General features: G+C 33.5%; 20 protein-coding genes, 1 pseudogene and 1 riboswitch. Of the genes and pseudogenes, 8 read left to right on the top strand and 13 right to left on the bottom strand.

Going from position 1 to position 20,265, the window contains the following annotated elements; all coding sequences use genetic code 11:
- The first annotated feature begins 1 nt into the window (after nucleotide 1).
- The 7 genes from M1D64_RS00405 (at nucleotide 2) to M1D64_RS00375 (ending at nucleotide 6,820) form a co-directional block, all read left to right on the top strand.
- Nucleotides 2-757, top strand: a complete 756-nt coding sequence (locus M1D64_RS00405) for a DUF4811 domain-containing protein (RefSeq protein WP_075340019.1) — start codon at nucleotides 2-4, stop codon at nucleotides 755-757.
- 569 nt (nucleotides 758-1,326) lie between these two features.
- Nucleotides 1,327-2,820: a xylulokinase gene (gene xylB / locus M1D64_RS00400; RefSeq protein WP_069838127.1), complete on the top strand. Its 1,494-nt coding sequence runs from the start codon at nucleotides 1,327-1,329 to the stop codon at nucleotides 2,818-2,820.
- Between the two features lie 174 nt (nucleotides 2,821-2,994).
- Nucleotides 2,995-3,103, top strand: a riboswitch (TPP riboswitch).
- A gap of 66 nt (nucleotides 3,104-3,169) precedes the next feature.
- Nucleotides 3,170-3,757, top strand: a complete 588-nt coding sequence (locus M1D64_RS00395) for a thiamine phosphate synthase (RefSeq protein WP_075340020.1) — start codon at nucleotides 3,170-3,172, stop codon at nucleotides 3,755-3,757.
- Nucleotides 3,741-4,856 carry a glycine oxidase ThiO gene (thiO, locus tag M1D64_RS00390; RefSeq protein WP_075340021.1) on the top strand — a complete coding sequence of 372 codons (1,116 nt, stop codon included), beginning with the start codon at nucleotides 3,741-3,743 and terminating at the stop codon, nucleotides 4,854-4,856. Before M1D64_RS00395 ends, thiO begins: the two co-directional genes overlap by 17 nt.
- Nucleotides 4,853-5,053 carry a sulfur carrier protein ThiS gene (gene thiS, locus M1D64_RS00385; RefSeq protein WP_002482018.1) on the top strand — a complete coding sequence of 67 codons (201 nt, stop codon included), beginning with the start codon at nucleotides 4,853-4,855 and terminating at the stop codon, nucleotides 5,051-5,053. Before thiO ends, thiS begins: the two co-directional genes overlap by 4 nt.
- A gap of 1 nt (nucleotide 5,054) precedes the next feature.
- Complete coding sequence (locus M1D64_RS00380) at nucleotides 5,055-5,822, top strand: thiazole synthase (protein ID WP_048787134.1); 768 nt, start codon at nucleotides 5,055-5,057, stop codon at nucleotides 5,820-5,822.
- Nucleotides 5,819-6,820 carry a HesA/MoeB/ThiF family protein gene (locus M1D64_RS00375; protein WP_075340022.1) on the top strand — a complete coding sequence of 334 codons (1,002 nt, stop codon included), beginning with the start codon at nucleotides 5,819-5,821 and terminating at the stop codon, nucleotides 6,818-6,820. Before M1D64_RS00380 ends, M1D64_RS00375 begins: the two co-directional genes overlap by 4 nt.
- 217 nt (nucleotides 6,821-7,037) lie before the next feature.
- On the opposite strand, the gene M1D64_RS00370 is transcribed toward M1D64_RS00375, so the two are convergent.
- From M1D64_RS00370 to M1D64_RS00355, 4 genes are all read right to left on the bottom strand, one after another.
- Nucleotides 7,038-7,823, bottom strand: a complete 786-nt coding sequence (locus tag M1D64_RS00370; protein WP_002482015.1) for an SDR family NAD(P)-dependent oxidoreductase — start codon at nucleotides 7,821-7,823, stop codon at nucleotides 7,038-7,040.
- Between the two features lie 71 nt (nucleotides 7,824-7,894).
- Complete coding sequence (locus tag M1D64_RS00365) at nucleotides 7,895-8,155, bottom strand: hypothetical protein (RefSeq protein WP_075340023.1); 261 nt, start codon at nucleotides 8,153-8,155, stop codon at nucleotides 7,895-7,897.
- A 407-nt stretch (nucleotides 8,156-8,562) separates the two neighbouring features.
- Nucleotides 8,563-9,003, bottom strand: a complete 441-nt coding sequence (locus M1D64_RS00360; RefSeq protein ID WP_230623014.1) for an antibiotic biosynthesis monooxygenase family protein — start codon at nucleotides 9,001-9,003, stop codon at nucleotides 8,563-8,565.
- Between the two features lie 21 nt (nucleotides 9,004-9,024).
- Nucleotides 9,025-10,398 (bottom strand): cryptochrome/photolyase family protein, encoded by a 1,374-nt coding sequence (locus tag M1D64_RS00355; RefSeq protein WP_069821805.1) that lies wholly within the window; start codon nucleotides 10,396-10,398, stop codon nucleotides 9,025-9,027.
- A gap of 182 nt (nucleotides 10,399-10,580) precedes the next feature.
- Between M1D64_RS00355 and M1D64_RS00350 the strand changes: the two genes are divergently transcribed.
- The gene (locus tag M1D64_RS00350) at nucleotides 10,581-11,006 is read left to right on the top strand and encodes a pyridoxamine 5'-phosphate oxidase family protein (RefSeq protein WP_041080228.1); all 426 of its coding nucleotides are present in this window, start codon (nucleotides 10,581-10,583) and stop codon (nucleotides 11,004-11,006) included.
- Nucleotides 11,007-11,182: 176 nt separating this feature from the next.
- Here the strand turns inward: M1D64_RS00350 and M1D64_RS00345 are convergent, their stop codons facing one another.
- The 9 genes and pseudogenes from M1D64_RS00345 to M1D64_RS00305 all read right to left on the bottom strand — a co-directional run bounded on the left by M1D64_RS00345 (nucleotide 11,183) and on the right by M1D64_RS00305 (nucleotide 20,264).
- Nucleotides 11,183-12,688: a phytoene desaturase family protein gene (locus M1D64_RS00345; RefSeq protein ID WP_075340024.1), complete on the bottom strand. Its 1,506-nt coding sequence runs from the start codon at nucleotides 12,686-12,688 to the stop codon at nucleotides 11,183-11,185.
- A complete protein-coding gene (locus M1D64_RS00340) occupies nucleotides 12,685-13,566 on the bottom strand; it encodes a phytoene/squalene synthase family protein (RefSeq protein ID WP_075340025.1) in 882 nt (293 codons plus the stop codon). Before M1D64_RS00340 ends, M1D64_RS00345 begins: the two co-directional genes overlap by 4 nt.
- Nucleotides 13,567-13,621: 55 nt before the next feature.
- Nucleotides 13,622-14,665, bottom strand: a complete 1,044-nt coding sequence (locus tag M1D64_RS00335; protein WP_075340026.1) for a glycosyltransferase family 2 protein — start codon at nucleotides 14,663-14,665, stop codon at nucleotides 13,622-13,624.
- Nucleotides 14,666-14,731: 66 nt separating this feature from the next.
- Nucleotides 14,732-16,222 carry a phytoene desaturase family protein gene (locus tag M1D64_RS00330; protein ID WP_047211166.1) on the bottom strand — a complete coding sequence of 497 codons (1,491 nt, stop codon included), beginning with the start codon at nucleotides 16,220-16,222 and terminating at the stop codon, nucleotides 14,732-14,734.
- Nucleotides 16,223-16,696: a glycosyl-4,4'-diaponeurosporenoate acyltransferase CrtO family protein gene (locus tag M1D64_RS00325; protein ID WP_002467534.1), complete on the bottom strand. Its 474-nt coding sequence runs from the start codon at nucleotides 16,694-16,696 to the stop codon at nucleotides 16,223-16,225.
- Between the two features lie 4 nt (nucleotides 16,697-16,700).
- Nucleotides 16,701-17,201, bottom strand: a complete 501-nt coding sequence (locus M1D64_RS00320; RefSeq protein ID WP_002467556.1) for a TspO/MBR family protein — start codon at nucleotides 17,199-17,201, stop codon at nucleotides 16,701-16,703.
- Nucleotides 17,202-17,251: 50 nt separating this feature from the next.
- Nucleotides 17,252-18,751, bottom strand: a complete 1,500-nt coding sequence (locus M1D64_RS00315) for an NAD-dependent epimerase/dehydratase family protein (RefSeq protein ID WP_002483583.1) — start codon at nucleotides 18,749-18,751, stop codon at nucleotides 17,252-17,254.
- Nucleotides 18,752-19,197: 446 nt separating this feature from the next.
- A pseudogene (gene isaB, locus M1D64_RS00310) lies at nucleotides 19,198-19,583 on the bottom strand (immunodominant staphylococcal antigen IsaB family protein); the annotation flags it as partial.
- A 315-nt stretch (nucleotides 19,584-19,898) separates the two neighbouring features.
- Nucleotides 19,899-20,264: a DoxX family protein gene (locus M1D64_RS00305; RefSeq protein WP_069821800.1), complete on the bottom strand. Its 366-nt coding sequence runs from the start codon at nucleotides 20,262-20,264 to the stop codon at nucleotides 19,899-19,901.
- Nucleotide 20,265 lies beyond the last annotated feature (1 nt).

The raw sequence follows: 20,265 nt of genomic DNA, 5'->3' as shown, positions 1-20,265 counted from the left end.
TATGATCATAACAATTATTTTAACGCTATGTGTATTTGTTAGTTGGTTATTAATTCCTCATAAGGTTACACGCTATATTTTAGGTTATATTTCCACAGTAGCCTTATTACTTATGATCATTGGTATCACAGCTAACATGACACACCATTGGGGAATGGAGAAAAAAGTAGTCACTTCTGATAAAAAAGAAATCTATAGCGCTGGTTCTAAAGACAGTCCAGTCAATATGTTAATCGCTAACGAGATGGGCAAGAATAGTAATAATTATATTATGGTTTATAAAAATCATTCAGACGATCAAAAAGCCGAGACACATTTTAAACCAAATATGGATAAAGATCATTTATCAGAATCGGTTAAACACCAAGCGACATATGAAGTAAAAGATACTGATAAAGCAACAACACAAACTAAAAAAACAGTTTGGGTTTGGAAATCAGATGTTTATAAATCATTATTTAGCTTTGGACATGACAATCAAGAATTAATCAAAAAAACGACCGTTGTGACAGTCCCTAAAGATACGTGGGTCGTTTTAGATGCTCAGCAAGCAAAACAATTACAACAATCACAGCAAAAACAGAGCAGCGAAGGAAATCAAGCGAAGCAGCAACAACAGAAAAAAGCAATGCAACAGTTAGCAAGTAACTATAAAAAACAACATCCAGAAGCGTCACAACAAGAAATAAACGACTATTTAAATCATCAACAACAAGTTCAAGCAACCAAACAAATTAAAAAAGAAATAGCGAACTAAATTTGTGTATAAATAAAAAGCGTTAAGTTACTCAGCATTGAATAACTTAACGCTTTTTTTATGTCGACGACTAACTTGTGGCTTAATTATGATTTAAGCCATGTTTTTACTATCTCACACCTTTTCTTTGTTTGTTATAACAGGTCATACGGTTAATTCACCTTAGTAAATATCAATCTATATCACCCCCCATATATTTAACATTTTTCTATAATAAAATTCCCCCAAATTTTTAATTTAAATTAAATCGTGTTATAAATAAGAGTCTGGGACATCCATCGATGGTTTCAGAATCTTTTTTCAATTAGGCAGTAGAGGGCTGGACTGAAAATCTAAAATCTCACTTCTTTAAAGCACTCCTTTTTCATGTCATGAAAATGAGTCATTCTTATGCACTTATGCATTTTACATGAAAATTCTAGTGAGACTGATACATGAGGGTTAGCTCAGGTAAACTCTTATACCAGTCATCCTCGCCAGGGAAGTACTAGGGAAGCACTACGAAATATCTATTAAACAATTTGATTTCAGTCCCCACTCCCTAAATATCTAAACAAAGGAGTCGTTATATGCAAGATATCGTATTAGGTATAGATATTGGCACGAGTGCTGTTAAAGTCATTGCTGTAACCAGGTATGGCAACGTATTACAAAGTGTTCATGCACCACTACAAACAAGGCATGTGGCCAACGGTTATAGTGAGCAAAATCCAGATGACTGGTTTGAGGCTACATGCTCCTGCATACAACAGTTAGTACACAGTGAGGCACTCAATCATTATCAAGTGAAGGGCTTATCTTTGTCAGGACAAATGCATAGTTTGGTTATTCTGGATGATGAAAACCACCCCATCCGTGATGCGATTTTGTGGAATGATACAAGATCAACGTCACAATGTAATTTAATTAAAGCACAACTTGGCGATTATGTATTAGACAATCCCGTCTTAGAAGGCTTTACACTTACTAAACTACTGTGGATAAAGGAAAACGAACCTGAGCACTGGCTTAAAACAAACGTGTTTTTATTGCCTAAAGACTACGTGCGTTTTAAATTAACAAGCAAATTAAATATGGAGTATTCCGATGCATCTAGTACATTGTTATTAGATAATCAGCAAAAATGTTGGGCTAAAGAGATTGGCCGACAATTCGGTGTTGACCATATTTATCCTGAGCTCGTGACTTCTGATGCCTTTGTAGGCTACGTCACTAAAGACATAGCTAGACAATTAGGCCTAAATCATGATGTTGCAGTATTTGCAGGTGGCGGAGATAATGCATGCGGCGCGCTCGGTTCAGGAGTGGTCGATGAAAATCAAACGCTGTGTAGCATTGGTACTTCTGGCGTTATCTTAACGAGTGAATCTGACAAGCAATACGACTATAAACACAATATGCATTATTTTAATCACGTCGTAAACGATATGTCGTACGTCATGGGCGTCACACTTGCAGCTGGCGATAGTTTGACATGGTTAAAAAATCATATGCTCCCGCATTTAAGCTATGAACAAATTGTTGCACAAGCTGAATCATCCACATTAGGCAGTCATGGTCTATTATTTACACCATACTTATCCGGGGAACGTACTCCGCATGGTGACGCAAGTATTCGAGGGAGTTTTATAGGACTAAAAACGTCGCATCATAGCAGTGATATCGCGCGTTCCGTGATAGAAGGCATTACTTTTTCTTTATATGAATCCATTAACTATCTACGTCACATGGGTAACAATATTGAACATGTGATATCCATTGGTGGTGGCGCAAAAAGTGACTTTTGGTTACAACTCCAAGCCGATATCTTTAATGCTAAAATTAAAAAATTGAAATATGAAGAAGGACCTTGTATGGGCGCAGCCATGCTCGCTGTCTTAGGTTTAGGATGGTATCCGGATGTAGCGCATATGACAAAGCATTTTATAAAATATGAACATAGCTTTGAACCTGATGCCAAAAGACACGAACAATATATGGCTTATTTTGAATTATATAAAGCTGTTTATCAGCAAACACAAGCCATTACAAGTAAATTACTCGAAATATCTGACGTTGATTAACGCTAAAAATATTTTTCTGGAGTGAGCGCCATAGAGTGTTCAACCAGTTAATTCAATATCGTAATATACACATTTGTTTTTAAGTGAAACTTGCAAAAAGGAATAGAATACGTTAGATTGTAGATAATTATTCAGAAAATTAGTGAAACGTATTATTAAAAATTAAATAGTTTGAGAAACCACTGGAAGTGCCTTGTAAAAGGCTGAGACCGAAGTAGTAACTTAGGAATTCCCTGAACCTGATCCAGTTTGTACTGGCGTAGGAAAGTGGCGTTTAGGTATATTACTCGTTATTTCAACGTCATTTTTCCAGCCGGAGAAGTGACGTTTTTTTAATGAGGTGAATTATATGTTTATAGCCATTACTGAATTTGAAAATTTAGATTCAGACGATATTCAACATTACACAACCATAGCATCCGTTATTGATTATTTAATGATACGTACCCCTATGTCACAACAGCAACTGATAGATTGGATGAATCGCTTAATACAGGCAGGGTTTCCGAAAAATAAAATCATTATTCATAGTCATATTATAGTTTTAGAACAATGCCATTTATCAGCAATCCATTTTAGAGAAGCTGACACACGAATAAAGGATTTTAAAAAGTCACACCCTCATATTCAAATCAGTATGTCGACACACCACGAGGAAAGTGTCAAACAAGCACAAGCACTCAATTTAGATTTTATATTGTTTAGTCATATTTTCAGAACAAATTCTAAGCCTAATCAACCACCACGAACAAAGTCAGAAATTGATAAAGCATTACAGTACTCTATACCAACCGTAGCACTTGGGGGTGTGAATGAACAAACCTTGAATGATTTGCCGAAAGGATTTGATGGGATTGCAGGTATAACGCTATTCAGACGAAAAAACAGAGAAACGATGGAATTATTAAGGGAGCGATGGAATGAATACCAAATTTGATGTCATTATTATTGGATCCGGTGTAATAGGTATGTCGATTGCAAGAGAATTAAGTCAAAAAGGCCTGCGGATAGCCATTATAGATCGCAATGTTCGCGGTATGTATGCCTCTTACGCAGCTGGAGGTATGTTAGGTGCACATAATGAATTTACGGAATCTTGTAGTTTATTTCATTTAGCAAGACAATCTCAAGACATGTTTCAATCCCTTAAAGATCGTTTGCTGTCTGAGGTCGGTCTAGATATTGAATATTTGGAAAGCGGCCTAGTTAAAATGGCAAAAAATGAGACAGATAATCCCATTGTGGAACAGCAATTCCAATTTCTACACCAGCACGATTCGAACACGCAATTATTATCTTCCAAGTCCCTTGAAGCCATTACAGACAATAACGTTCAATCTCAAACTTTAACCGCGATGCTGATACCTAAAGATCATCAAGTCAACGCGAATCAATATACCAAAGCCCTATTACTTTCCTTAGCCAAACGCCATATCCAATTGATTGATCATAGTGAAGTTCAAGCAATTACAAAGCAAAATAACGGCTATACAGTCATGACGCAAAAAGACACGTACCGCGCCGAAAAGGTTGTCGTTGCAGCTGGTGCTTGGAGCGGTCAATTATTAAATCAATATTTTTCCCAAAATCCTGTCACGGGTGTCAAAGGTGAAGTACTCTTAGTCGAACACCCCACGTTAAACCTGCAGACCACCCTATTTATGACAAATGGTTGCTATATCGTTCCAAAAAAGAATCACCGTTATTTAATCGGTGCTACGAGCTATGTTGATGATTATTCTATCGGCGTGACGAAACCCGGAAAACATTGGCTGTGCAAACAAGCGCAACACTACGTACCAAACTTAGCAAACAGTAAACTGATTCATCAATGGTCTGGTATCAGACCGACTTCAACAAACGGTCAACCCATTATGGATGAAGTAGACCATCATTTATTCGTTGTTACGGGTCATCATCGCAACGGCATTCTGTTATCACCACTGATTGGTTTAAAAATGAGTGAATGGATTGAAAGTGGACGCAGACCCACTGAATTTGAAGACTTTTCAATTGAAAGGAGCTGTAAAACATGAAATGCGTTATAAACGGTGATTATTTTACTTTTAATCAAGCAGTCAGTATCCAAGCTATTTTACAAGAATTAGAGTTGGATGCCGATAGAGTCATTGTTCAGCATAATGAAAATTTAGTAAAACAAGCAGATTTTCAAGCAGTAAAGATTAATGATCAAGATTGTCTTGAACTATTAGAATTTGTAGGAGGCGGATAAAATGTTTAAAATTGGTGACTTTGAATTAAAAGCGAGATTATTATTAGGTACAGGTAAGTTTGACAACGAAGCGATACAAACACAAGCGATTGAAACGTCTGAAACTGAAGTATTAACCTTTGCAGTCAGACGTATGAACTTATACGACAAAGCATTGCCTAATCCATTAGCAAAAGTTGATTTATCAAAATTCATTACTTTTCCAAATACGGCAGGCGCAAAAACAGCAGATGAAGCAGTGCATATTGCTAAAATTGCCAATCACGCCGGTGTCTGTGACATGATCAAAGTTGAAGTGATCGGTGATGACGAAACATTGTTGCCAGATCCATTAGAAACCTATAAAGCTTGTGAAATATTATTAAACGAAGGCTATACCGTTTGTCCATATGTATCTAATGACGTGGTATTAGCCAAACGTTTAGAGGATTTAGGCGTACACGCGATTATGCCTTTAGCATCACCAATTGGAACGGGGCGCGGAATCAATAATCCATTGAATCTACGTTATATTATTGAGCGAGCCAATGTACCGATCATTGTTGACGCAGGCATCGGGTCACCTAAAGACGCCTGTCATGCAATGGAGTTAGGTGCAGATGCAGTGTTGCTAAATACAGCCATCTCTAGTGCCAAAGACCCTGTAAAAATGGCTGAAGCAATGAAATTAGGCATTCATGCAGGTAGACTAAGTTATGAAGCTGGTCGCATTCCAGTTAAATACACTGCTCAAGCATCTAGCCCACAAGAAGGCATTGGATTTCTATGAATGAACGCTATAGTCGGCAAATACGCTATCACGATTTTGGCAAAGAAGGACAGAATCGGCTACAGAAGCTCCACGTGATGATTATGGGCGCCGGTGCATTAGGCAGTCATAGCGCAGAAATGCTAGCGCGCATGGGTGTGGGTCAGTTAACAATCATTGATATGGATATCGTTGATGAATCCAACTTGCACAGACAAGCAACCTACGATGAGTCCGACGCAGCCCGTATGGTGCCTAAAGTAGAAGCATTGAAGACCCACCTCAGTCTTATCAATAGCGAGGTAACCATTACCGATGTAAATCAAGAACTAACACCTTCCAATATTGAAGCCGTTTTAACAGAGGCACAACCCGATATCGTTATAGATGGTATGGATCATTTTGAAATCAGATACCTCATTAATGAAGCTTGCCATAAACTGCATATCCCGTGGATTTATGGCGCCGCCGTTGGGAGTAAAGGTACAGTCTTTGGCATAGATTATACAGGTCCTTGCTTAAAATGCATGCTCCAAACCATACCAACGACCGGTGAAAGTTGCGCTATTAATGGCGTCTTACCTCCCGTCGTATCTCAAGTAACAAGCATGCAAGTCTCAGAACTCATTCGATGGGTCGCTGGTGAAGGCTTTTCTCAAAAAATAATGACCTTCGATTGCTTTAATTTAAAATTTAACACATTTAACGCAGAAAATTTAAAGGATCCCCAATGTCCTACATGTATACGTCATAACTATGAGCTACTCCATACACAGCAAAAACAATCTATCGAAGCACTTTGCGGAGATGCATTCTTGTTTCGGTTTGGCACTCAAATCTTTGAACACGTAGACTATCTACCACTCAATGTAACGAAAAGTAATCATTTTGTGAAATTAGCGCATTACGGAGACTATACGATGACCATTTTTAAAGATGGACGTACACACGTATACGGTATTAAAAATCAGACACAAGCCAAAACAGTTTATAACCAACTCTTGAAAGCTATAAAATAGCGCCACGATTTTACTTGTTTGATTTATATTGCGTGTGAAGCACTGGGGAATGATGATTTGTGCGGCATGTCGTTTAGAGCGCGTGATGGGATAAGTCGCATTACTAGATAGGCATGGTGTATGAATTAATTTATGATAAAAATAGGGCGTATCCCTTTATTATTAAAGATACGCCCTACTCTATTTGTTTCAAATAGATGCCAAAAGTATATTAATGTTATTGTGGTTTCGCTTTTGCTGCATGTCTAGCTGCTTTAACATCTTCAGCTGTTTTTCTATTTTCTTCAGCCTCTTTTTTTGTAGCTTCATCACCACACACCACGTGGTCGATTTTATTTTTTAATGCTTCATAGCCTTGTTCAGCAACAAGCACTTTATCATTTTTATGATTTTCATCTCCAAAATATGTTGCATCCATACCTGCATTATGATGAAAATCCGTATTTGTTGCCCCAGGTAACATAGCCGTTACATTAATATTTTTTTCTTTCAATTCTTCTCTTAACGCTTCAGCAAACATAAATCCAAATGCTTTGGACGGTCCATAAACAGTCTCATATGGTGTAGGTAACGTAGCTGATAATGATGAAACGATTAGAATATCACCAGATTTATTTTTGGCCATATGCTGTGAAACCCTTTTAGCCATATGAACCATACCTGAAATATTAATATCAATCAGTTTTAACTCTTCATCTAAATCATTTTCTAAAAATGCTCCGCCAATACTAATACCAACATTTAAAACTGCCGCATCAACAGTACGATTTTTATTTTCAACAAAACGCCAAAAATCTTCTACCCCATCATAAGTTGACGCATCGGCTTGAAATGGATACGTTTCAACACCTAATTTTTCAATTTCTTTTGCAGAATCGTAAATTCTATCACTTGAGCCTGACATTGCAACATCATAACCATCTTTTGCAAATAATTTTGCCAATTCAAAACCTAATCCTGAACTTGATCCTGTTATCAATACGAGTTTTTTATTTTCAACCATTTGAAACGCTCCCTTTAATTTAATATTTATATTTTTATTCTAAAGGTTAAAGTGCACTTTATAGCAAATAATTAGTTTTGACTGTTCTTTTCATATTCCTTTTCTAAATCATTGAAATATTGAAGTTTTACGTCTACTTTATTAAATGCTTTGTCTAACGCTTCTTGTTGCTGTTCTAAAACTTTCTTATGATCTAATAAAATTTTACGCCTAGAGTCAAAATCTTTTTCTCCATTCACGGTCATTGTAATAATTTTTCTTAAATCATTGATAGACATACCCGTTATTTTCAACAATTGCATTAAATCTTTTCTCTTTAATAATTCGCTCATAATATTTTCCACCTTTATCTATATCTATTACTGTAACATTACCATATTGTCAGATTATTATTAGTTTCCTTTTTCATATAAAAAAATGGAAGTAACTAAAATCAATAGTTATTTCCATTCAAAACTTTAGTTTTAAGATAAATAATGTACAATTTTTATCTCTGATTCAACAATTTTATCATTATAAAAATTCGCTTGAATAGCAACTAAGTCATGTTTTTTGAACTGATAAATCTACTACTATATCTTTTTAAACATGGTAAAAACTTCAGCTAAATTATTTATGATATGCTTCTGCTTATCAGTGATTTTGCTAAAATTTTTATATCGCTTAAAAAATAGGCAAGTTAGTATTTAAATAACTCGCCTATATGTTTGCAGAAATATCATTTAATTCAAAAATTATGTTATTTAAATTCTAAACTAATATTAAATGATAGGTTTCTGTTTACAATAGATTTATCAGCACCTTGCTTGGTTCCTCTATTTTTATGGGATGCTTTATATTCCTGAGACTCTTGCCAATGTTTGTAAGCTGCTTCGTCTTGCCAAAACGTAATGATAACATGATGTTCATGTGTACTATGTGGCTTTAGAAATAATAGATTTTCAAACCCTTCAGTATTCTCTAGATGTTTATCTCTATTTAAGAACACACGCTCGAAGTCTGCCTCTAAACCAGGATTAGCATATAAATGGTTTAAAACTGCATAACCATATTGTGGCAAATCATTAATTTGTTCTAATATAGTATAGTGATATGTCACATTAAATCTATTAATAGTTACCTCATTATTATTTTTGTCTAAATAAATACGATGTATTTCATTTTTCAACAAATGAATCACTCCTTTTTATTGGATGATATGTCAAAATTGCTTAAATTTATCCATAACATAATCTCTACTATTTTTATGATTCACGATAGTCTGTGGATAATCTTTTCCAATTTCAATATGATAAATTTCTTGTAACTTGTCTTTATATTTAGTTGGATCATGAATGTATTTACTGCTCACATCATTAAATATTTCTAGCTGTGTTTTAATAAAATACCCTTGCGCATCAAAACGCTCACTTTGACGTATAGGATTAAACATTCTGAAATAAGGCACTGCATCTGTTCCAGTTGATGCTGACCACTGCCATCCATGTACATTAGATGCATTATCATAATCTATCAAATACTGTCTAAAGTACTCCTCCCCCCAAGTCCAATCAATAAATAAATTTTTCGTTAAAAATTGTGATACGACCATTCGTAAGCGATTATGCATATATCCTGTACGATTCAGCTTCTTCATTGCAGCATCAACGATTGGGTAACCAGTTTGACCTTTTTTCCATACTTCAAAATGTGTTTTATTATACGACCATTGCATGTTTCGATATTTTTCAGAAAAAGATTTAGTTGCCGTTTCTGAATACTGTGTCATTAACACATAATAAAATTCACGGAATAGAACCTCTCTTATAAAAGCTTCAAAATTTTTTTCATCGCTCTCATAATCTTCAAGTAAATCATTTATAATTTCACGAATATCGAGTAGTCCATATGCTAAATATTTACCTAATCCACTTACAAAATCCTGCGACACATCGTCAGTCAATTTATCATAATGAGCTATGTCACCATTTAAAAAATCATCCCAAGCTTTACGCGCTAACTTTTCTATATCTTTATTATTTTCAAATTTTAAGTCACTTTGATTTGAACCCTTTTCCGCAATTTGAGACAACTGCTTAAATTGATAACTTTTTTTAGGGGTGTGTACTAAGTCCTGACGATTTGCTTTATAAAAACTAGTAAATACTTTATAAGGCTGTTGCTGTTTATTAAAAGTCTTTGTTGGCTCAAAATAATGATTCACGCGCTGTCCAATTACTGTAACTTGGTGATTTTCGAAAGCCTTTTTTACATGAGGATAGTCATATATTTCTTTGTGATAACTCATAATATCTTTTGCTACTAATACGTGAGATAACGCCAATGTTTCTGCTAATTCACCTAGCTTTTCGTATGTGACAATATAAGGTTGTATATCATGCTTATCTAAAGCATTTACAAATCCTTTTACAACTTTATAGTAATAGTCACGTTTTACTTCTGATGCGTCAGTTAAATCTTCTAAAGGTAAGATAAAATACAATTTATTTATCTCATTTTGATGCTTCACTATATATTGAAAAAGTGGATTATCTTTCGTTCTAAAAACTCTGTTAAGTATGACTCCTAAATGCATTTTACTGCCTCCCAGCTTGTTTCATACAAATTCACTTTATAATTGTCCTTTAACTTAAGATTGTGTTTTCAATCATATACCCGTTTTAACTTTTGTATAATTCACTAAAAATAAAATAAATTTTAATACCTTACATATTATAGGCAACTTCAGGGTATATTATTATCAGAGGTGATTAAATTATGAATAACAAACAATTACAAAATGAAATTGAAAATATATTAAATACATCAAAAATAGGTGTCCTATCTACTGCACATAACAATACACCTAATAGTAGATACATGGTATTTTATAATGATGGACACACACTTTATACTAAGACAAGCATTGAGTCTAAAAAAATTGCTGAATTTAAAGATAATCCCAAAGCTCACGTACTTATAGGTTACGATGAAACGAATAATCGTAGTTTTCTAGAAATTGATGCTAATGTTGAAATACTGAAAGATCAAGAGACTATTGATTGGATTTGGAACAAACAAGATAAGTCCTTTTTTGACTCTAAGGATGATCCAAACTTGTGTGTAATTAAAGTAATACCAAAATCCATAAAAATTATGAACGATAAAAAATTAGACGCACCACAAACCATTACGTTCGATTAGTTAAAAAGGCGAGCCTAGGACATAAATAGATGTCTCAGGCTCGTTTTCAATTTGGCAGTAGGTGACTGAATTGAAAATGCGATTATATCAAGCTTTTTTCAATCCTAGTCATCCTTGCCGGGGTGGGACTACGAAATCTATATTAGAAAATTTGATTTCTGTCCCACTCCCGTTTTTTATATACCATTATTAATATCTTCTAACATAGCATCAACTGTAATTTTAGCACTCGTCAGTACAATTGGCACTCCTGCCCCTGGATGAACACTAGCTCCAGCAAAATACAAATTTTTGTAATCTCTGCTCACATTAGGCGGTCTGTAATAGTTACTTTGCGCTAAAGTAGGCATTAAACCAAAGGCTGCTCCAAATTTAGCATTATAATCTCCTTCAAAATCCTTAGGCGTATAAATAATTTCTGTCACAACTTGCTTTTTCAAATCTTTTAACGCTTTAATCGTAGAAAGCTTATTGTAAATAATATCTTTCACTTGTGTGATTGTTGACTCATCAGACCAATCCGTATCACCTGTTTTCAATTCTGAAACGGGCATCAGCACATAAATACCTGTTTGACCTTCTGGCGCTAACGACTGATCTTCCACACTAGGAGCGTATACATATATTGATGGATCTTGGGATATTTCCCCGGAAAATATTTCATTGATATTATTATCAAAATCCTTTGAAAATATAACATTATGTAACAAGATATCTTCAGATAAATCTTTATCAACCCCTATGTACATTAAAAAGGCTGAGCAAGAATAGTCCATATTATCAATTTTCTGTGTCGTATACTTCTTAGGATGATGTTCATTTTTAATTAAAGATGAAGTAGCATATGGAAAATCAGCAGTACAAATTATTTTGTCATACTTTTCTATATGTCCGTTTACTTTTAGTCCCTCCGCACGCTTATACCTACTATCAATGATAATTTCTTCAACGTTTGCGTTGGTATAAATTTGAGTACCTAATTCTTCATTTAGCGTTTGAAGCGCTCTGACAAAGCTATACATACCACCTTTTATAAAGTGAACGCCAAACATTAACTCTATCATGGGTATAATTGAATACAATGACGGGCTTCGTTTAGGGTCGATACCTATATATAATGTTTGAAACGCTAAAATCTTTTGGATTTTTTCATTATCAACATATTTTTCAATTAAATTATCTGCTTTATCAAATGTTTTGAGTTTCATACCTTGATATATAGTAAAAGGATTATAAAAATCCGTAGGTTTCCTAAACGTACGTTCTAGAAAATATTTTCGTGCTATTTCGTATCTTTCGTATATATCTGTTAAAAAGGACATAAAACCATATGTAGAGTTAGGTTCAATACCTTCAAGCATATTTCTTAATTGAGCAAGATCTGTAGGAACGCGAATTTGATCTGTTTCGCTAAAATAAACATCATATATATGTGATAATTGTTTAATTTCCAAGTAATCATTCATATTTTTTTGAGCGTAATTAAAAACGTCTCGATAAATCTCAGGCATCATTACGATGGTTGGTCCCATATCAAATGTAAAGCCATCTTGCTTGATTTGATTCATCCTGCCACCTATTTGTTGGTTCTTTTCATATAAATCTACTTGGTGACCGTTTGCTGCTAATCTTGAAGCTGCAGCTAAACCTGAAACACCGCCGCCTATAACTGCAATCTTCATAATGTTTCACTCCTATTATATTTCGCACTAAGTTCACGATAAATTTTCATTTTTTTCAATTTACTTACATATACTTTCTTATGCAACGTATAGTTTGCCTTCCTTACTTCCACAAGTATTTCATGATAAGCTATCGCAGCTAATTCGATAATGTAACGTACCTCTTCGTCAAAATAATTAATACCGTTTAATGCATTATCATATAACCTAACTGCCTCTGTAGCGTAACTTTCCCACAGTTCTATATAATTTGGCGTAACTCCTTCATAATATATAGAATGTAGATTAACTCGATATTGAGCTAATTTTTCTACACTTAGATAAATTCTTCCATTTTGAAAATCTTCGCCGACATCTCTTAAAATATTAGTTATTTGCATTGCCTTGCCTAAAGCAATCGCAGCTTCTTCAGCTTGCTCGAAATTATTTTCATTTGATGAAGTTAATATAGGAGTTAACAATTCACCGACAGTACCTGCCACACCATAGCAATACTCATATAAATCTGAATCAGTTTTCATTTCTTTTAAAACTAAATCTTCCTTCACATATTGAATTAAAGATTCAAAAGGTTTTTTAGGTATTGAATATGTATTCAATGTATTACTTAAAGCATTCATAATAGCTGCATCACTTTGATACGCTTGAATATAATCACAATCGCTATAAATCACATCTAAATCTCTAGCTATGCCGTTTAATTGCTCAAGGTCTTTGTATTTATCAATACTGTCATCTATAATTCTGCAAACTGCATAAATAGCCCAAATTGCTTTTTTCCTTTTTAAATCCAAAAAATCAAAGGCATATGAGAACGTTTTTGAATGTTCTTTCATTATATTGTGACAATGGTTATAATCTCTCTCTAATTGATTCATTTATTGACCTCCTCAGTAAGCCTAGAACTTCTTGACATTTGTATAAAAAACTAAGCTATAAATCTATTCTACGACCTTTCCAATATATACGTTTGAATACATTGATATCTAACCATGATTTAAAAAATATCACGACAAAGCATATGAAGAGCAGTGGATGACATAAACTCGCAACGATATTAAAATTTCCTGTTCTTCGAATAAATATATGAAATTGTATCGCATATATAAAATATAGAGTAATAGCTAATAATATATATAACGAGCCTAAATTAATTGAAAAAATTATCGCTAAAACTGTTGTAAGTGAACCAAATAGCCATAAAAATACAAACGTAAGCGTAGACTTTTTAGTTACTTGAGAGCCAAGTGCAAAGTGTTTACTCCAACCCTCTAATAGCGCTTTATATCCTTGAGAATACATTCTAAAATTCACTACGCCTTGGCCTTCATGCAAACTAACTGGCAAACCTTGCTGATTATATGCTTTACTTATTGCAAAGCCTTCAATGATTTGATTTTTAGCTTTCAAATGTCCTTGTGTCAATTTATAATCTTGCTTATTTGTCACAAGGACTGGTCCAAACGCGCCTTGCTCATTATTTGCTGATTTCGTGATTGAAAATTGATTCATACCTACGATTGTCATTAAATTAAAAATCGCCGATATATTTTCATATAGCTTTTTTATCTTGTGATAAGGTTGTATTGACAACAAACCTTTACCACCTTGTAAATCATATTGATTGGCTATATTTTGAATACTATCATCACAAGCAAACTGAACATCAGCATCAACAAACATTAATAAATCATGCGTTGCATATTTGCTACCTTGCCAACAAGCATGTGACTTACCTTGCCATGTAGTATCATTTTCAACAGTATATACGCTCGCACCATAATATCTAGCGACAACTTTTGTCTCATCAGTTGAACCATCATCCATAACAATTACTTCTATTTCTTGCTCTTTACTTATACTGTTAAGTAATTTAGGTAAGTTCTCCGCTTCATTTCTAGCAGGTACAATAACACTGACGGCTGTCTGACCTCTTCCTTTTCCGGAGTTATTTATAATCGCTCGACGCGCATACATACACATTCCACTTATTAGTGATAGTATCGTCAATACTATTGCTATTATATAAAGTATCATTCAGCCTCAACTACTTTCTCCATTAATAATAGCTTCTGCTACTTGCATACCACTCAAAGTAACCATAGGCATACCAGCGCCAGGATTTACAGAACCACCTACAAAGTACAAATTTTTGAAGTACTGACTTTTTTTAGGAAATTTAAAACCTTTATTTTTCTTCTTATTGGATACTACGCCATATATAGCTCCTTTATTAGAATTGTATGTATTTTCTATATCATGTGGTGTCCATACGTCTTCATATACAATGTGCTTTCTCAAATCTTTCAAGCCCATGGACTCTAATTTATCCAATATACGTTCTTGGAATTGCAGATATTCTGCTTCACTAAATGACTTACTCTGAATGTACGGTATGTGTGGCAATATTTTTATATTCTCGTGTCCCTCTGGCGCCTGTGTCTTATCTGTTTTATTTGTATTCACTACATAAATAGTCGGATCTTCAGGCAAAACATACTGGTGAAAGACTTGATCATAATTAACTTTAGAATTACTTGAAAAGAAAAAGTTATGATGTTGAAGCTCTGGATAACTTTTGTCCACACCAAGATGCATGACATAACCTGAACTAGCTGGCTCAAATTTACGTTCCAATTTGTTTATTTGGTTTGCATCAAAATTCAATAAATACTTATAAACAGGGATTACTTCCATATTAGATATAATGTAATCTGCATATATTTCCTTATTACTTTCTATTGTTATCCCTGTCACCTTATTTTGACTATTATAATTGATACGTTTTACAGGGGTGTTAAAATGTATGCCCACACCTAATTTTCTCGCTAATTGTTCCATCGCTTCCGCTAACTTATGAATGCCACCATCTACGTACCACAAACCTTCCTCATGTTGCATTTGAGGTAATAAACTCAATACAGCCGGAGCATCATAAGATGAGGAGCCGACATATTTTATGAAATAACCTAGCATTTCTCTTAAATAAGGGTTATCCACCCTTTTATTAATGGCTTGTTGCATTGTATGAAAATAGTCGAATTGTTTTAAAGCTGAAAACGGACCATGATAACGAATAATTGCAAACATCGTATCTAATCCCTTATCAAAGTAGCTTTTTTCAGCAACTTGATGTATCTTTTGTGCGTAACTAAAAAACGAAGAAAGTTGCTCTATATCTTTATTTGTTAACGATTCATTATTTGTTAACATATCTTCCATGGATTCATATAAATCTAAAATTTGGCCATCTGGATAAACATTTCTAATCTGTAAACTTAACTTACGAATGCTAACATAATCTTCTAGCCTTTCATCACATCGTTGAAATAAGCGTTGAAATACTTTAGGCATGGTTAAAATTGATGGACCGAGATCAAATCCATAGTCATCTATGTCTAACCTATTTACCTTTCCACCGATATGCTTATTTTGTTCATATAAATCCACTTGATAGCCTGCTTGAGCCATACAAATTGCGCTAGCAATCCCTCCCAAGCCACCTCCTATGACAACCACTTTCTTATTTCCCATTTAATCACCTTTTCTTTTTTGTAATTTATTATAAATACGTATTAACTTAGGGCGATTATAGCGCTGAACAATCATACAAGGCACATTAGCTATAATGACATATATAAAATTAATTATTTTAACACTTTTTGACGCTTTAAAAAACGCAATAACAGGAAATATGGATAGCAGATGAACCACCTCTGCACGTCTAGTTTCTAATATAAATCGCTGTATATCATTCATATTTTTAGATAGATCGAAAGTCGCTTTACTACTGATATTAGGGTTAAGATTTTGACCGTCTGGCAAATGATCTTTCCAATATTGCACTTTAACTAATTGTTGCCATAATTGACCCTCTTGTTCAATATTCCAACTTCGAAAATACTTATTATCTTTTTCTAAGAACTTATAACTAATACGAGTACCAAGTTGAGCAATAATCATTTGAACTATAAACCAATATAGCGCAATATATATAATCTTTTTCATCAATTTAATGCTCAGATTTCGCTGTATAGCTTGGGTTATCTTTATTTAAATACCAATTACCAGCTGTTAAATAAGTAGCAAAAGCGCTCCAAAGCATATATGGAACTAGTAAAATGCCAGCAACTTTTTTTACATTGAAAAATTTTACAGTTGTTGTAACTACTGCGCCCAGTAATACAACACTCTCTATCAACGCACTAAAGCGTAATTTATATTTGAAGTATAATATCGACCATAGATAATTCAGGCTTAATTGTGAGTAATAAGCACCTTTCAAAGCCTTACTAGTAGATTTATTAGTCACTAATGCATAAGCTACGCCCATCGTTGTATAAAGTATTGGCCACACAATTGGAAAGACATAGCCGGGTGGTGAAAAAGGTGGTTTAACATTATTTTTATAATCTTTTCTCGCATTTTTCACTGCAAATTTCCCTATAAATTTACCACCTGTAATTGGTGTTATAACTTTTATAATTGTTTTAATTATCTCGTTTGCTTTCATAGTTGATCCCCTCTTTTTTTGTAAAAGTAACTAGCTATTATATCTAATAGCTATAGTTCGGCATTAGACATGTTATTTTTTCTAGCTAAATACTTTTTCAATCCATATACTTTCAAAACAATTGCACCTGTAATAACAATTGGCAAAATAAACTTCTTCATATTAAAGTATTCTCCTTTATTAGTTTTTTGGCTATTAATCTTGAATTTAAAAAGATTCATTACACTTTTATGAACTTTTGCTTGGGTATACTTATATACCCACCAAGGTAACGTCGGTTCATATTCTTGTAACGCTATGATACATGCGTCACTATTAGGTAATCTTCTAAACTCTAATCTCGCATTACCACCATCTGAATCTAAAGCGAAATCTCCACCAACAATTCGATATAAAATTCTCTCGTTATTAGAAGCTTTAAAATCTTTACTTAATAATAGTAAGTCCTTATTTAAACACGGCACACTAATCGTAAAGTTATCTTCGTTAAAATCACTATTAACGACATTTAATGTAATTCTATTTAAAAAATTTGCATATGATTCTGCCAATTGAATCATATTTACATCTTTAGGTAAGACTACCCTTGATATTGCTCTAACATCTTTAATATCGCCCTTACGTGATGACTTCCCTTTCTTTTGTGTCTTAGTTTCTTCTTCCAAGGCATTACGCACACTTTCCTTATAATCAATCTTGCCTATAGAAATGTCTTTCACAATATTTTCATCATTTCTAATCATATCATGAATTAAGCTATCCATTAACGGATAGACCATTTCTTTTGGAACACCTGAAATAAGTTTCACCCAATATTTACTTAGCCAAATGGGAATAATAGGCAAATCTATCGTAGGTAATCGTTTATCTAGTACCTCTGCAGTTTGCTTGAATAGATCTTTATAAGTCATATGACTAGGTCCACCAATATCTATCGATTCGTTCTCATTTGGATTACGCTCTACAATTTTATATAAACCGTCAATCACGTCGTCTATTGCAACTGGCAATGTTGTATTATAAGCCCATTTTGGCAGTAACAGGCCAGGTAATCTATCCACTAATTTTTTTAATATAGGGTAAGAACTTCCTTTAGAGCCTATAATCAAACCCGCTCTTAAAGTACTTACTGGTACACCATATGATCCTAAAATCTGTTCGCACTCTAAACGGCTTCTTAAATGTGGTGATAATTCACTTGTATTAGGTATCAAACCACTCATAAATACAATATGCTGAACTTTGTTATAACTTGCGGCTTTAGCAAAATTATCAGCTAATAATGCATCCATATCTTCAAAGCTCGCCTGCGTCAACTTAGCTGAAGGCATCATAGAATGGACAAGATATATAGCGATATCAATATCCTCCATTACCTCAGTGATTTCATTTAAATCAAACAAGTCAGCTGCCTTCCAAGTAACATTGTGTTCATTTGATTTATTTTCTATATTTCTAGAAATAGCTATAATTTCATAGTTATCTTTTAATTTATTCATTAAGTGACTACCGATATATCCCGAAGCGCCTGTTAATAATATTTTTTTCATATATTTAGCCTCCAAATAGAAAAAGATGAGCAGGTAAACTTTACCTCAGCTCATCTTTAACTTAACGAGCTCACTTGCTCATTATCTTAATTTACAAGAGCTCCAAGTCTCTTATTTAAAATTATACCCTTCTTAAAGCTTTTCAATCTTTATTTATAATAATTAATCAATAAATTTATCAAACCACAAGAATTTGACTAAAAAAGGAATAATCTTACTTGCTTTAATGATGTCACTAGTATAAAAAATTCTTTATCTTTTCCTGTATAATCTGGAATTAGTACCATATTTGCTTTGGTACTATATAATCACTTTCGATTTAATATATATCTTGATATTATTGAAAAGTATTTGAGCAATTTAAGTTTATTTTTACAATGTATCTACTACAACTTTATATTTTAAAAGTCATCATTTTCTATTTTATACATATATTCTTTGGCTCAGGCTGATGTAGATGTATACTTTGGTTCACCGTAATGATTCAATAATTTTTTTTGCTCACTGACTTACCGTCTAATAAGAAGAAAACACCATTCGTTTTATGATTAGAAACCTCGTAATATGTTGGATCGTGTAAATCTTTATTATTTTTAGCTAATGCATTTTTAGTAATCTTGTGATTATTAATCTTGAAGTTATCAGCTTTTTGAGATGTTTTAAAATTCTTATCTAGAATAAAATTACTTTGATTTGCTGTATAACCACTGTAACTATAATAAGGTTTCACAGATTCTTGCGCATGTGCTTGAGTGATATTAAATAATTCGGGCGTTACGAAAAAGCCCAAAACTAAACTACTAGCTAAAATAAAGTTAGAAACTTTTTTCATAAAAACCCTCCCCTCATATTTGTCTTACAGGTCACGTTATTACATTAATGTTACAATGTTGCGATAGCATCACATGATAAAATACATTTTTTATTTCTTCTTACACTCATACACGCAAATTAACTTATGCTTTTCTTAATTTAGAAGCTTATCACTATAGAAAAATTGAAAAGTAAATGTCTGATATGAGCTTATTTAAACAAAGAGCACATAAGCGTTGTCAAGAGAATCATTTGATATACGTCGATTTTAAGTGTAAATATTAAAAAATCGCCTGGAACAAAAGTAATGTTCCAGGCGTGGCTATGATAAGTCTTATAATAGTTTCGCAAGTGCGACCATGACAAATTGTAATGGTAAACGAATGACATGCTGCTTAACACTATCTGTTTCATCTCTTTCATCTTTATAAGAGATGTTCTTACGTGCAGCGTAAATATTTGCAGGAAATACGAGCCAAAGGAATCCTTGTACTACTTTTCTTACGCGTGATCTATTTTTAGCACCGAGTACATAAAAAGCAATTATAAATTCTAATATGCCCGAATACTTAACTATTGCGTGTTTGAAAGGTAAATAGGACGGCACGATTTTTAAAAACATATCTTTATTTTTAAAGTGTGCAACACCACTTTTATAAAACAGTAAACTAAATATGAATCTTACGATGATATTTTTCATA

The organism is Staphylococcus sp. Z5-21 (assembly GCF_056529615.1).
The sequence above is the reverse complement of the archived record's forward strand: the minus strand, read 5'-3'. Positions and strand labels throughout refer to the sequence as shown.

What these genes read in the sequence shown, in the direction of transcription:
- M1D64_RS00405 (WP_075340019.1), top strand. Translation starts at nt 2, where the DNA reads ATGATCATAACAATTATTTTAACGCTATGTGTATTTGTTAGTTGGTTA.
- xylB (WP_069838127.1), top strand. Translation starts at nt 1,327, where the DNA reads ATGCAAGATATCGTATTAGGTATAGATATTGGCACGAGTGCTGTTAAA.
- M1D64_RS00395 (WP_075340020.1), top strand. Translation starts at nt 3,170, where the DNA reads ATGTTTATAGCCATTACTGAATTTGAAAATTTAGATTCAGACGATATT.
- thiO (WP_075340021.1), top strand. Translation starts at nt 3,741, where the DNA reads ATGAATACCAAATTTGATGTCATTATTATTGGATCCGGTGTAATAGGT.
- thiS (WP_002482018.1), top strand. Translation starts at nt 4,853, where the DNA reads ATGAAATGCGTTATAAACGGTGATTATTTTACTTTTAATCAAGCAGTC.
- M1D64_RS00380 (WP_048787134.1), top strand. Translation starts at nt 5,055, where the DNA reads ATGTTTAAAATTGGTGACTTTGAATTAAAAGCGAGATTATTATTAGGT.
- M1D64_RS00375 (WP_075340022.1), top strand. Translation starts at nt 5,819, where the DNA reads ATGAATGAACGCTATAGTCGGCAAATACGCTATCACGATTTTGGCAAA.
- M1D64_RS00370 (WP_002482015.1), bottom strand. Translation starts at nt 7,823, where the DNA reads ATGGTTGAAAATAAAAAACTCGTATTGATAACAGGATCAAGTTCAGGA.
- M1D64_RS00365 (WP_075340023.1), bottom strand. Translation starts at nt 8,155, where the DNA reads ATGAGCGAATTATTAAAGAGAAAAGATTTAATGCAATTGTTGAAAATA.
- M1D64_RS00355 (WP_069821805.1), bottom strand. Translation starts at nt 10,398, where the DNA reads ATGCATTTAGGAGTCATACTTAACAGAGTTTTTAGAACGAAAGATAAT.
- M1D64_RS00350 (WP_041080228.1), top strand. Translation starts at nt 10,581, where the DNA reads ATGAATAACAAACAATTACAAAATGAAATTGAAAATATATTAAATACA.
- M1D64_RS00345 (WP_075340024.1), bottom strand. Translation starts at nt 12,688, where the DNA reads ATGAAGATTGCAGTTATAGGCGGCGGTGTTTCAGGTTTAGCTGCAGCT.
- M1D64_RS00340 (WP_075340025.1), bottom strand. Translation starts at nt 13,566, where the DNA reads ATGAATCAATTAGAGAGAGATTATAACCATTGTCACAATATAATGAAA.
- M1D64_RS00335 (WP_075340026.1), bottom strand. Translation starts at nt 14,665, where the DNA reads ATGTATGCGCGTCGAGCGATTATAAATAACTCCGGAAAAGGAAGAGGT.
- M1D64_RS00330 (WP_047211166.1), bottom strand. Translation starts at nt 16,222, where the DNA reads ATGGGAAATAAGAAAGTGGTTGTCATAGGAGGTGGCTTGGGAGGGATT.
- M1D64_RS00325 (WP_002467534.1), bottom strand. Translation starts at nt 16,696, where the DNA reads ATGAAAAAGATTATATATATTGCGCTATATTGGTTTATAGTTCAAATG.
- M1D64_RS00320 (WP_002467556.1), bottom strand. Translation starts at nt 17,201, where the DNA reads ATGAAAGCAAACGAGATAATTAAAACAATTATAAAAGTTATAACACCA.
- M1D64_RS00315 (WP_002483583.1), bottom strand. Translation starts at nt 18,751, where the DNA reads ATGAAAAAAATATTATTAACAGGCGCTTCGGGATATATCGGTAGTCAC.
- M1D64_RS00305 (WP_069821800.1), bottom strand. Translation starts at nt 20,264, where the DNA reads ATGAAAAATATCATCGTAAGATTCATATTTAGTTTACTGTTTTATAAA.